The following is a 12,434-nucleotide window of genomic DNA, read 5'->3' on the forward strand; positions in this document are numbered from 1 at the left end:
ACGACACGACACCCGCTGCCACGGGCTGCGGCAGGCGGGTGTCGAAGAGAGTGACAGCGGCCCTTGGGCCCGCTATCAGAGCCAGCCGCGCTCTTTGTAGTAGCGGGCAGCCCCTTCATGCAGCGGGGCGGAGAGACCCACCTTGATCATGTCGGCCTCTTTCAGGTCGGCGAAGGCCGGGTGCAGGCGCTTGAAACGATCCAGGTTGTCGAACACCGACTTCACCAGTTGATAGACCACTTCCGGATCGGCCTTGGCACTGGTGGAGAGTACCGCCTTGCCGCCGATGGACGGGGTCGGCTGGTCGCTGCCCTTGTAGATGCCGCCCGGGATCTCGGCCTTGCTGTAGTAGCTCTTCTCGGCCAGCAGCTTGTCGATGTCGGCACCGGTGACCGGGACCAGCACCGCGTCGGTGGTGGTGGAGGCTTCCTGGATGGCGCCGTTCGGATGGCCGACGAAGTAGCTCATGGCGTCGATGTTGTTGTCGCCGAGTGCTGAGGCCTGCTCGGCCGGCTTGAGCTCGGAGACCAGGCCGAAATCACCCTTCTTCCAGCCCTTCACCGCCATGATCTCTTCGAAGGTATCGCGCTGACCGGAACCAGGGTTGCCGATGTTGACCCGCTTGCCCTTGAGATCGTCGAAGCCGGCGATCTTGGCGTCCTTGCGGGCCAGGATGGTGAACACCTCGCTCTGCAGGGAGAAGACGGCGCGCATGTCGTCCATGGCCCCCTCGGCCTGGAACGGCGGCAGCCCCTTCATCGCCTTGTACTGATGGTCGGACTGCATGATGCCGAAGTTGAATTCACCGCTGCGGATGCCGTTGACGTTGGCCACCCCGCCACCGCTGGCCGGGGCGTTGCACTTGATCTGGTGATCGGCGGCGCCGCGATTGAGGAAGCGGCAGATGGACTGGCCCGCCACGTAGTAGACACCGGTCTGACCGCCGGTGCCTATGGTCACGAAGCGCTCCTGCGCCTGCACCGGGCCACCAAACGAGACGCCGGCCAGGACAGCCGACAGGGCACACGCCAGGGATAATCCTTTCATGTTGTTCATCCTTTTTGATTGATTCAGCTCGCCCGTTCCACGGGCGAATGCCGGACAAACCACCGTTCTGCGTCGGCGGTTGCCCATGACCTCGATATGAGGAATCGGGTGAACGGCGAACGTTCCCCAAAAAGCCACCAGCATCCTGTGGTGAGACAGTCGGCTTCATGCCAACCGAAGATAATTGGCCCCGAAGGGGCCAATTAAAGAGTCATAACGGCTTCGATTAAGCACACGGCGCCAACATAAATCAAACAAAAACACAAAATGATGGATATGGATGACGAGAAATTTGAAGCCGATCATTAATTTGCTGATCAGAGATTAATTGAATGTGCTACCGGTCGGCAGACAGAATGGGATGAGGGAGATTCTTTTGCAGCCCTTGACTGGCAAGGGCTGCAACTGTGGTGACTTATGCTTGTGGCTTGGCCAGATCCAGAATAAACGCGAACTCCAGCGCGATGTCCTCGTAGGCTTTGAAGCGACCCGACTTGCCGCCGTGACCGGCGTCCATGTCGGTGCTCAGCAACAACTTGTTATCATCCGTCTTCAGCTCGCGCAGCTTGGCCACCCACTTGGCCGGCTCCCAGTACTGCACCTGGGAGTCGTGCAACCCGGTGGTCACCAGCAGGTTGGGATAGGCCTGCGCCTTGACCTGATCGTAGGGGCTGTAGGCCTTCATGTAGTCGTAGTAGCGCTTCTGGTTCGGGTTGCCCCACTCGTCGTACTCCCCGGTGGTGAGGGGAATGGACTCGTCCAGCATGGTGGTGACCACGTCGACGAACGGCACCTGGGCCACCACGCCGCGATAGAGCTGGGGCGCCTGATTGATGACGGCCCCCATCAGCAGGCCGCCGGCGCTGCCGCCCATGGCGTAGACCTGATCCCTGGCGCCGTAGCCCTGTGCCACCAGCGCCTCGGTCACGTCGATGAAGTCGTTGAAGGTATTCTGCTTTTTCAGCAGCTTGCCATCTTCATACCAGTGGCGGCCCAGCTCCTCGCCACCACGGATGTGGGCGATGGCGTAGACGAAGCCGCGGTCCAGCAGGCTCAACCGGGCGCTGCTGAAGTCCGGGTCCATGCTGGCGCCGTAGGAGCCGTAGCCGTAGACCAGCAGCGGATTGGGGTGCGAGCCGGCCCCCTCTTGCTTGAACTTGTCCTTGCGATAGACCAGCGACACCGGCACGGCCACGCCGTCACGGGCGGTGATCCAGAGCCGCTCGCTGGCATACTGGTCGGCCTTGAAGCCCGCCACCGGCTGCTGCTTGAGCAGGGTGCGCTTGCCGCTGTCCAGATCGAGCTCGTAGGTGGACGAGGGGGTGGTCATGGAGGAGTAGCCATAGCGCAGGGCGCTGGTATCCGGCTCCGGGTTGTAGGCGAGCCAGGTGACATAGGCCGGATCGTCGAAGGCGATCTCCTTCTGCTCGCCGCTCTGCCAGTTGACCTGCCGCAGCCGGGTCAGCCCCTGACTGCGCTCCTCCAGCACCAGCCACTCCTTGAACAGGGCATAGCTCTCCAGCAGCACGTCCGGATTGGGGGCAATCACCGCCTTCCAGCGATCCACCGGGCTCTCCTTGGTCTCGTAGAGGCCGAAGTTCTTGCCGTCCTTGTTGGAGCGCACATAGAAGCGGCCGCGGTAGTGATCCAGGCTGTATTCGTGATCCACCTGGCGCGGCAGGAACAGCCGCGGCGCCTGGGTCGGCACGTTGGCATCGATGAGGCGCGCCTCGCCCGAGGTGGTGCTGGAGAGGGCGATGACGATGAAATCTTCCGAGGTGGTGGCGTAGAGGCTCACATAGAAGGAGTCGTCCTTCTCCTCATAGACCAGCTTATCCTTGGCCGGATCCGTGCCCAGCTCGTGGCGATAGACCTGATAGGGCAGCAGTGTCTTGGGGTGCTTGCGCACGTAGAACACCGTCTTGCTGTCGTTGGCCCACACCAGATTGCCGGAGGTGTTCTCCAGCGTGTCGGCGGCCCATTTGCCGCTCTCCAGGTCGAGGAACTGGATCTGGTACTGACGGCGGGAGAGGAAATCTTCCGCCACCGCCAGCCAGCGGTTGTTGCGGCTCACCTCGAGCGCCCCCAGGGCGTAGAACTCGTGGCCTTCGGCACGCTGGTTGCCGTCCAGCAGCAGGCTCGCAGCCTCTTCACCCAGCTTGCTGCGCGAATAGATGGCGTACTCCTTGCCCGGCTCGTAGCGGGTCTGGTAGCGATAGCCGTTCTTCACGTAGGGCACCGACTCGTCCTGCTGCGGAATGCGGGCCACCATCTCCTGATAGAGCTGGTCGCGCAGCGGCTTGATCGGTTTGAGCATGGCGTCGGTGTAGGCGTTTTCAGCCTCGAGGTAGGCCAGCACCTCGGGTTTCTGGCGCTCGTCATCGCGCAGCCAGTAGTAGTTGTCGACCCGGGTATCCCCGTGTTTCTTGATGGCGTGAGGGTGTTTGGCGGCCACGGGAGGCTGGATCAGGGTGTCGCTTGTGGGCATGGCGGACTCATCATTGGCATATGAACAGGGAACGGCGGCCAGACAAGCCAGCAGCAGAAGCCCTCGGGAAAAGGTGAACATGTCGCATCCTTTGCGCTGTAAAAGGGTTGGCGGACCTGAGCCTTGGCTCCTTGGACAGGGGATCAATCTGCCCCTTGTCGCCTTCAGTTGCAAGTTCTCCCGCGCCCTGATGTAAAAGGGCCGCCATCTCGCGATGGCGGCCCCCATACCTGACCGTGAGCGACACGGGCTCGCTCAGGTGTGCCTCACATGATGGAAGTGTGTCTGCTCACGGCCAGTTTTCATCAGCCGGGGTAGCTCGACCAGACCTTGGTCGCGCCCTCGTTGCTGATGCTCAGCACCTGATAGGGCTGACCCGGAATATCCATGCCTGGCGCACTCTGGGGCATGCCCGGAATGGTCAGGCCGCGGATCGCCGGTTTTTCCTTGAGCAGCTTCTGCACGTCGGCGGCGGGTACATGCCCCTCCACCACATAGCCGTTCACCACCCCGGTGTGGCAGGAAGCCAGCTGCGGAGTGATGCCGTACTGCTGCTTGACCGGTTCAAGCTGCTCGGTTTCGACGACCTTGACCTCAAAGCCGTTCTCTTCCATGTGCTTGATCCAGGTCTTGCAGCAGCCGCAATACTGGGACTTGTAGACGGTCATCTGCTCGGTTGCCAGAGCAGAAAAACTGACGGTACCGGCCAGCACGGCCAATAACAGGGACTTGTACATAACTCACCTCGGATAAGAAGAAATGCCCAAAAAAACGGGGGGACTCGACTCAACCGAGATGACGGGGTGGACGCTCCAGCCGGTCGGTCGGAACATCCGGCATGAACTGGGAAGGGGAAATGAAATCCGGGGTATCGGGTTCCAGCATGGCAACCGTCAGGCTGTCGCCGGTGAGCACCGTCATGGCGAGCGCCGAGGTGAAGCTGCCGCAGGGCATGGCCTTCTCCAGGGTACGTTCGCTCTGGCTGCAATGGGGCGTCAGGGTGCAGAGATCGGTCGCCGCCCGGCTGCCAAACGACATCAGCACCATCAGCAGACTCCACAGGGGGAGCCAGCGGCGGGCGCGAGCGAGTTGGCGACGGGTCAGAACCATGAGACGACTCATTGACGAAAGGTGGCCTATGGTAACCCTTGGCCCAGGGGGAGGGTCAAGCCCTCCCCCGCTTCCAGTCAGCCGCCATCAAGGTTGCTGACGGGTGGCCGCCAGCACGATCTCGCGCACGCAGACATTGGCCGGCTGGCTCCATGCATAGAGCACGGCGTCGGCGATCACCTCAGGCGCAATGACGCCTCCCATCTGATCCTTCCAGTCGTGGTAGCCGGCCTTGATGCTCTCGTCCGTGGTGTGGCTGAGCAGCTCGGTTTCCACCGCGCCCGGGGCCATGGTCACCATCCGCACGCCGACGTCGGCCACCTCTTCCCGGATGTTCTCGGTCAGGGCGTGCACCGCGAACTTGGTGGCGCAGTAGGCGGCATGGTTCGGGAAGGTCTTGCGACCAGCGATGGAGCTGATGTTGATGATGGTGCCGCTGCGGCGCGCCTTCATGCCGGCCAGCACGGCGTGAACACCGTTCAACACCCCCATCACGTTGATGTTGAGCATCTGCTGCCACTCCGCCGGGTCCTGCACATCGGCCTGTCCCAGCAGCATGACGCCGGCATTGTTGACCAGACAGCCAACCGGGCCGAATTGTGCCTCGGCCTGCTGGATGGCGGCCTTCATGGCGGCGGTGTCGGTCACATCAACCCCGATGCAGAGGGTATCGGGCAGCGCCAGTGCCTGCATGGGTTCGACCCGGCGGGCCAGCAGCAGCAGCGGATGGCCGGCGGCGGAGAAGGCGCGAACGATGGCGGCACCGATCCCGGCGGAGGCGCCGGTGATCACGACGAGAGGCTTGGACATGATGTTTTCCTTCTGATTCAAGAGTCGGTTTGAGCAAACAAGCGGCTGGCCAGCACGGAACGGGATCACTATAGTCACTGCATCCATCAGTGATAAATATTGTTTTCCGCTGGTTATCATCTGAAAAAACTATGGTTGGGCTTATGCTGGACTTGAGACTGCTGCGCTTCTTCATCGCCATCTATGAAGAGAAGAACATCACGGCGGCGGCCGAACGCTGCCACGTCAGCCAACCCTCCCTCTCGGCGGGGCTGCGCCAGCTGGAAGAGACCCTGGGTGACAGCCTGTTCATTCGGGGCAAGAAGGGGGTGGCGGCCAGGGATCAGGCCCATTACCTCTATCCCCACGCGGTCAAGCTGGTGGAAGAGGCGCGCCGCCTGCCGGCGCTGTTTCGCCAGAAGGCGACGCGTGCGCGGCTCAACATGGCCATCATGCCGGACCTGAGCCGGCGGCGGGTGGCGGGATTGCTGCAGCAGGTGCAGGCTGTGCTACCCGAGCTGGATCTCACCCTCTCCGATTACGGGACGCCTGCCGACTGTCGGCTGACCCTGGATGCCCTGCGCCGCGAAGACGAGATCTTCCTGCCGCTGTGGGAGGAGGATTATGTCTTGTGCGTGCCCCGCGACCATCCCCTCGCCAGCCGCCAGCAACTCGAGTTGGCCGAGCTGCAACATTATGATTTTATTGAGTGCCCTCCCTGCGAAGCCCATCAGCAGACCATAGGCCTGCTGGCCTGTGACCGACTGACCCTCAATCTGGTGGCCAAGGCCGAGAGCAAGGGGCTGGTGATGGCGCTGGTGCTGGCCGGGGTCGGCATCAGCTTTCTGCCAGACGGGCTGGTGGAGGACGAAGCGGGTCTGTGTACCGTGCCGGTGCGCGGGCCACGGATGTTCCGGCGCATCGGCCTCTGCTATCCCGCCCACCAGACCCTCAATCCGGCGCTGCGCGAGCTGATCCCGGAACTGGCGAGCCATGGCGCTTCTTGATAACGTCGCTGCTCAATGCATCTTTTTTTCGCCGGTCGCTTGCACCGGTATTTGGCCCCTCTTCAGATCAGGAACCCATGAAACGCATTCTGGTTATCTTTTCACACCCGGCGCTGCAGAGCTCCCGGGCCAACAAACAGCTGCTGCAGGCCATCGACGGCCTGGAAGGCGTCACCCTGCACGACCTCTACCAGCACTACCCCAACATGTTCATCAACGTGAAGCGGGAGCAGGCCCTGCTCTCTGAACACGACATCATCGTGTTCCAGCACCCCTTCTACTGGTACTCCTGCCCGGCCATCATGAAGGAGTGGATGGATCTGGTGCTGGAGTATGGCTACGCCTACGGCCCGGAAGCCCACGCCCTCAACGGCAAGCAGTGGCTGTCGGCCATCACCACCGGTGGCGCCCCCGAGTCTTATTGCAGTGAAGGCTACAACCAGCGCCCGCTGCTCGACTTTCTGCTGCCGTTCCGGCAGACGGCCCAGCTGTGCGGCATGAGCTGGTTGCCGCCATTCGTGCTGCACTCCTTTCACAAGATCCGGGATCAGGAGGCACTGCGCCGCTGTGGTCAGGACTATCGCCAGCTGCTGTGTGCCCTGCGCGACGAACAACTGACCCCGGCCCAGCTTGCCGGCAGCCCCTATCTGCGCGATCTGCTGGAGGTACTCTCATGACCCGCTCTCGATCCGGGCGATGGCCCGGCCTGCCGACATTGGTCTCCACCACTGTACGGAGGATCCGCTGATGGGACATGGTTTGCTGTTCGATGCCTTCATCTACCTCTCCGCCGCGGTGATCGCGGTGCCGCTGGCCAAACGCTGGGGGCTGGGATCCGTGCTCGGTTACCTGCTGGCGGGCATCATCATAGGTCCCTTCCTGCTGGGGCTGGTGGGTGAACAAAAGGATGTGATGCACTTCGCCGAGTTCGGGGTAGTGCTGATGCTGTTTCTGGTCGGGCTGGAGCTCAGGCCGGCGCTGCTGTGGCAGTTGAAGGGACCGATCCTCGGCACCGGCGGGCTGCAGGTGCTGCTCACCACGGCCGCCCTGACCGGTGTGGCCCACCTCATCGGCCTGCCGTGGCAACAGGGGCTGGCCATCGGCCTCATCCTGGCGCTCTCCTCCACCGCCATCGTGCTGCAGAGCCTGCAGGAGCGCAAACTGATGCAGAGCGAGAGCGGCCGCTCCGCCTTCGCCGTGCTGCTGTTCCAGGACATCGCCGTCATCCCCATCCTGGCGATCCTGCCGCTGCTGGCCATCGCGCCGGTAGCCAGCAGCGGCAGCTCGGAGCTGGCCGGCTGGCAACACGGCCTGCTGGTGGTGGCTGCCATCTCCGGCATAGTGCTGGGTGGTCATTACCTGATGCGACCGGTGTTTCGCGCCATCGCCCAGTCCCACATGCGGGAGATCTTCGTCGCCGCCGCCCTGCTGCTGGTGATCGCCATCGCCGTGCTGATGGAGTCGGTCGGCCTCTCCCCCGCCCTCGGCTCCTTCCTCGCTGGCGTGGTGCTGGCGGACAGCGAATATCGCCATGAGCTGGAGGCAGACATAGAGCCGTTCAAGGGGCTGCTGCTCGGCCTCTTCTTCATGTCGGTGGGCGCCGGCATCAACTTCGGGCTCTTTGCCGAACACCCGCTGCTGATCCCGGCTCTGGTGGTCGGCCTGATGGTGCTCAAGTGGCTGGTACTGATGGCGCTCGGCTTTGCCATTCGCATCTCGCCGAGTCAGCGCTGGACCTTTGGGCTGGCGCTGGCCCAGGGCGGGGAGTTCGCCTTCGTGCTGTTCTCGTTCGCCGCCCAGAACAAGGTGCTGCCGGGGGATACCATCGCCCTGCTGACCCTGGTGGTGGCACTCTCCATGGCGCTGACGCCGCTGCTGTTGATCCTCAACGATCGGGTGATCCAGCCCTGGTTCGACTATCGCAACCAGAGTGAATTGCCGCAGCACGAGCAGCCGGAGCTGGTGGAGCACCCGGTCATCATCGCCGGCTTCGGCCGTTTCGGTCAGATCGTGGGCCGTCTGCTGCACGGCCACGGCATCGGCACCACCATTCTCGAGCAGGATGCCAGCCAGATCGAGATGCTGCGCAAGTATGGCTATCAGGTGTTCTACGGCGATGCCAGCCGGCTTGACCTGCTGCACGCCGCCGGTGCCCACAAGGCCAAGCTGCTGGTGCTCTCCATCAACGATCCGGCCACGTCACTCGAAGTGATTGAAATGGTGAAGAAACACTTCCCGCACCTTAAGATACTGGCGCGAGCCCAGGATCGTCCCCACGCTCACGAAATCCTGCGCCAGGGCGTGGGCAGCGTGTACCGGGAAACCCTGGGTTCTGCCGTGGATCTGGGGGTGGAAGCCCTGACCCAGCTCGGCTTTCGGGCCAACCAGGCCTGGCGGGCCGGCCAGACCTTCAAGCAGCACGACAACTGGCTGCTGCGGGAACAGGTCAACTACCTGGACGACGAACACACCTATATCAACAAGAGCCTGCAATACCGGGACATCCTCTCCGATCTGCTGCAAGACGATCAGGAAGGACAGGAGCGCATTCACGCTCACAACTGGAACAGCGGTCTGCCCGACAACGACAAGGAAGCAATATGATTACCTATTACCCCATGCTCAAACACCTGCACATGACGCTGGCGCTGGTCAGCGTGCTGCTGTTCCTCTATCGCTGGCTGCTGGCCCTGGGGGGCAGTGCCCGCCTGCAGCAGAAGTGGCTGAAGATCCTGCCCCATGTCAACGACACCTTCCTGCTGCTGTTCGGGGTGCTGCTGGCGGTGACCCTGCAGATGAGCCCAGGCCAACAACCCTGGCTGATGGCCAAGCTGATTGCCCTGGTGATCTACATCGGCCTCGGCGTCATGGCACTCAAGCGCCCTGCGCGCGGCCAGAAGCTGGTGGCCGGCCTCGCTGCCCTGGCGGTATTTGGCTACATGGTGGGCGCCGCCATCACCAAATCCGCCTTGTCCTGGCTGGCCTGATCCTGCCAAAAAATACCTGCCTGACGGAGGGGAGCCATCCCCTCCACATCATATTCTGCGTTTCCCCGTCATTTCTGTTTTTTCCTCTCTCTCAAATCCGTAAGACAGCACTTTCATTTGGTGATTTTTCATCATTTTTAAGCCTCGATTGCTGCCCAAAATGATAGCAATTATGTTTAGGATCATGTGGTTAGCTTGGTTTGTATGAAAATGGCGACAGTTGTCGCAGCAAAACTTGCGACATAGACTGTCGCAAGGCATGGCTAGGATACACTCAACGCTAAACCAGTGAAGGCATGCACCATGAGTAAGAAGCTGTTACGACAACTGACCTTGGCGCGTTGCATCCCGCACCGCCCTTACAAGCTGACCGCCAGCCAACTCCAGGTAAAACTGGAAGAAGAAGGCATCCACGTCAGTCTGCGTACCGTGCAACGGGACCTGGAAGAGATGTCCGGCATGGGGTTGTTCGATCTCACCTCGGATGAACGCAGCAAACCACACGGTTGGTGCTTCGAGCGCCATGGCCTCAACGATTTTGCCAACATCATGCCGCTCTCCTTGGCAGTGGCGCTGAAAACCTGGAGCGATCAGGCCAGCCAGCTGTTGCCGGCCAGCGTCCTGACCGAACTGAACCCCTTGGTCGACAAGGCCAGCCAGGTGATCCGCGACAGCCAGAGCGAACTGGCTGAACGCTGGCTCGAGAGCGTGCACCAGTCACCGCGTCCGTTTGCCGGCAACCCGGAGATCCGCCGCAGCACCCTGATCCGCGATGCATTGTGGCGTGGCCGCAAGTTCAGTGCCGAGATCCAGCGGGTCATCAAGGAGCGCACAGTATGGCTCTGCTACGACCGCATCAATCCGCTCGGCATCCTGAACCAGGCGGAAGGGCCGACCCTGCTCTGCACCCTGTCCGAGCTGGATCCCAAGGTCTACGGCATCCCGTTCGATCACATCAAGAATGTGGAGCTGACCAACTTCAGCGCGACCCAGCCGAAGGATTTCAACATCCAGAAACTGATCCGCGATCAGGGGTATCAGGATGTCAGCGGACCGATCCGCTTCGTCGGTCGCATCGATGCCAACTGTCCGACCCTGGTCGACGGGCAGATCCCCGGCCACAATCCGCGCATGACTCGCTACGACAAGCGCAGCGTGGTGGTGGAAACCGAGGTGCAGGACACCCCCGAGTTCCGCACCTGGCTCAACAACATGAGTGGGAATCTGGAAGTGCTGGCGCCCGAATCCTTGCGCAAGGCATATCCGACACCGGGTAGCCGCGTCAGCTGACCACCGCAGAAAAAAGCCGGGCCAAGCCCGGCTTTTTGTATTCTTTTTGAGCATATTTATTCAACTAATTTTTAAGTCTTGCTCACCGAATTGAGCCTGTTTGTACCATCGTTTTCGCCCCGTTTTTGCGTGTAAGAGATCCGCCATGGCAGCTGTAAGAGGCCACTGTGTCGAACCGTACGCGAAGCCATCTTTGAATCCACATTCTTTCCCATGAAACAAACTAATGCCATGATTTATATAACCTTATCTCTATAGCATTGGTCATTAATCCGTTCTCGCCACGCCAATAACGTCGGAACCTCCCTTGTTCCGCCCCCTGATTCCCTTAATATGGGTTTCACAAGGACGGAGCTGGTTCGGCAGGATGCAGAAACAGCGCATAAGTAGGGAATAAACCACAGGGTGTGGGCAAGGAACACCTCAGGATGAGGGCGGTAACTAGGATGGTTATCAAACGGATTACAGGACACCACGGGACGTGGTTGCGGACACCTCGGGATGAGGCAGAGCAAACAGGATGATTGCTCTTCAGGAAGAATATGGACCTCGCCGGAGGCGAGCAGGACAGCTTCAGGATGAAGCGAGACAACCCGGATGGTTGTCTGTCAGGATGACGTAAGGAACACCACGGGATGTGGTAACGGACACCTCCAGGATGGAGAGAGTGCAGCAATCAGGAGCGATTGCCAGGCTAGGATGGCCACAGGACACCTCAACGGATTGGGAAGGGGATATTCCGAAGGATCAGGATAAAGTCAGGGATTGCAGGGAGCGTTGCAGTTCATGGACTGGACTAGATGACTTGAGGGGACGGCAGCCGCCGTCCCCTTTTCTTTATGTGCATTTTGTACCAGAACGGGCCAATGACATGACATGGGAATCTATTCGCTGCCGCAGCACATCGAGCCCCCCCTCAATCTGGGTGCCCATTGTCAGCCAGAATACCCGCCTCTCTCACATCCTATTCACTTCGTGAACGCTGTTGCTCTGGGTTAACTGCAGCCACCCACAAGGCTCCCCGGCATTCGCTCAGACCTTCTTAAAAGTGCTTCAACCAAGGAAGGCTCCCAGCACAAATCATGTGTACAGCTGGCTCATGGCGCGCACAGCAACATTCCCACACACCAGAAACACAGGGTGGAATGGACCCATCCCGACATGACCACCGTCTGGCTCTGCGTGTTTTACTGAATCGAGTAAGGAAAAAAGAGGCAATTCGGGGAACATGAGTGCGGTGCCGGAAACAAAAAAAAGCCCAGTCGTTAGACTGGGCTTCTTAAGTAGTGGCGGAGCGGACGGGACTCGAACCCGCGACCCCCGGCGTGACAGGCCGGTATTCTAACCGACTGAACTACCGCTCCGCTGTCTGGTTAGCTTTTTGCTAAATTGTCTGCCGCTTCATTGAGGTGTCATCCTCGCAGCCAGTCATGTGTTTTCACATCACCGTTTAATTGGGTGCCTGGCAGTGTCCTACTCTCGCATGGCGAATGCCACACTACCATCGGCGCTACCGCGTTTCACTTCTGAGTTCGGCATGGGTTCAGGTGGTTCCACGGCGCTATGGCCGCCAGGCAAATTCTTCAATCTAAGAAAGCTGATTTTATTGTTCGTTCTCGGTATCTGCTACAAGCCTTAGAACACTTCTTGGGTGTTGTATGGTTAAGCCTCACGGGTAATTAGTATGGGTTAGCTCAACACGTCGCCGCGCTTACA

10 protein-coding genes, 1 tRNA gene and 1 rRNA gene are annotated in these 12,434 nt (G+C 60.6%); 5 read left to right on the plus strand and 7 right to left on the minus strand.

The features are described from left to right. Positions 1 to 75: 75 nt before the first annotated feature. From PG900_RS11450 to PG900_RS11470, 5 genes are all read right to left on the minus strand, one after another. A complete protein-coding gene (locus tag PG900_RS11450; protein WP_016349123.1) occupies positions 76 to 1,047 on the minus strand; it encodes a TAXI family TRAP transporter solute-binding subunit in 972 nt (323 codons plus the stop codon). A gap of 415 nt (positions 1,048 to 1,462) precedes the next feature. Continuing rightward, positions 1,463 to 3,616, minus strand: a complete 2,154-nt coding sequence (locus PG900_RS11455; RefSeq protein ID WP_270801657.1) for a S9 family peptidase — start codon at positions 3,614 to 3,616, stop codon at positions 1,463 to 1,465. A gap of 224 nt (positions 3,617 to 3,840) precedes the next feature. After that, complete coding sequence (locus tag PG900_RS11460; protein ID WP_011704327.1) at positions 3,841 to 4,272, minus strand: DUF411 domain-containing protein; 432 nt, start codon at positions 4,270 to 4,272, stop codon at positions 3,841 to 3,843. Positions 4,273 to 4,321: 49 nt separating this feature from the next. Further along, positions 4,322 to 4,645 carry a hypothetical protein gene (locus tag PG900_RS11465; RefSeq protein ID WP_011704326.1) on the minus strand — a complete coding sequence of 108 codons (324 nt, stop codon included), beginning with the start codon at positions 4,643 to 4,645 and terminating at the stop codon, positions 4,322 to 4,324. 87 nt (positions 4,646 to 4,732) lie between these two features. Then, on the minus strand, positions 4,733 to 5,455 hold the full coding sequence (locus tag PG900_RS11470) for an SDR family oxidoreductase (protein WP_270831478.1): 723 nt from the start codon (positions 5,453 to 5,455) through the stop codon (positions 4,733 to 4,735). A gap of 143 nt (positions 5,456 to 5,598) precedes the next feature. Between PG900_RS11470 and PG900_RS11475 the strand changes: the two genes are divergently transcribed. The 5 genes from PG900_RS11475 to PG900_RS11495 all read left to right on the plus strand — a co-directional run bounded on the left by PG900_RS11475 (position 5,599) and on the right by PG900_RS11495 (position 10,718). Beyond that, complete coding sequence (locus PG900_RS11475) at positions 5,599 to 6,441, plus strand: LysR family transcriptional regulator (protein ID WP_270801666.1); 843 nt, start codon at positions 5,599 to 5,601, stop codon at positions 6,439 to 6,441. 77 nt (positions 6,442 to 6,518) lie between these two features. Further along, positions 6,519 to 7,118 (plus strand): glutathione-regulated potassium-efflux system oxidoreductase KefF, encoded by a 600-nt coding sequence (gene kefF / locus PG900_RS11480; RefSeq protein ID WP_016349118.1) that lies wholly within the window; start codon positions 6,519 to 6,521, stop codon positions 7,116 to 7,118. A gap of 70 nt (positions 7,119 to 7,188) precedes the next feature. After that, positions 7,189 to 9,045 (plus strand): monovalent cation:proton antiporter-2 (CPA2) family protein, encoded by a 1,857-nt coding sequence (locus tag PG900_RS11485; protein ID WP_029304384.1) that lies wholly within the window; start codon positions 7,189 to 7,191, stop codon positions 9,043 to 9,045. Next, a complete protein-coding gene (locus PG900_RS11490) occupies positions 9,042 to 9,428 on the plus strand; it encodes a SirB2 family protein (RefSeq protein WP_270801675.1) in 387 nt (128 codons plus the stop codon). The genes PG900_RS11485 and PG900_RS11490 overlap by 4 nt, the downstream gene beginning before the upstream one ends. Positions 9,429 to 9,731: 303 nt before the next feature. Continuing rightward, positions 9,732 to 10,718: a helix-turn-helix transcriptional regulator gene (locus PG900_RS11495; protein ID WP_005308002.1), complete on the plus strand. Its 987-nt coding sequence runs from the start codon at positions 9,732 to 9,734 to the stop codon at positions 10,716 to 10,718. 1,287 nt (positions 10,719 to 12,005) lie between these two features. Here PG900_RS11495 and PG900_RS11500 read toward each other — a convergent pair. Both PG900_RS11500 and rrf read right to left on the minus strand, forming a co-directional pair. Continuing rightward, a tRNA-Asp gene (locus PG900_RS11500) sits at positions 12,006 to 12,082 on the minus strand. Positions 12,083 to 12,178: 96 nt separating this feature from the next. After that, positions 12,179 to 12,293: ribosomal RNA gene (gene rrf, locus PG900_RS11505) — 5S ribosomal RNA — on the minus strand. Positions 12,294 to 12,434: the final 141 nt, after the last annotated feature.

Source organism: Aeromonas sp. QDB03 (genome assembly GCF_027707985.1).
Lineage (GTDB): Bacteria > Pseudomonadota > Gammaproteobacteria > Enterobacterales > Aeromonadaceae > Aeromonas > Aeromonas hydrophila.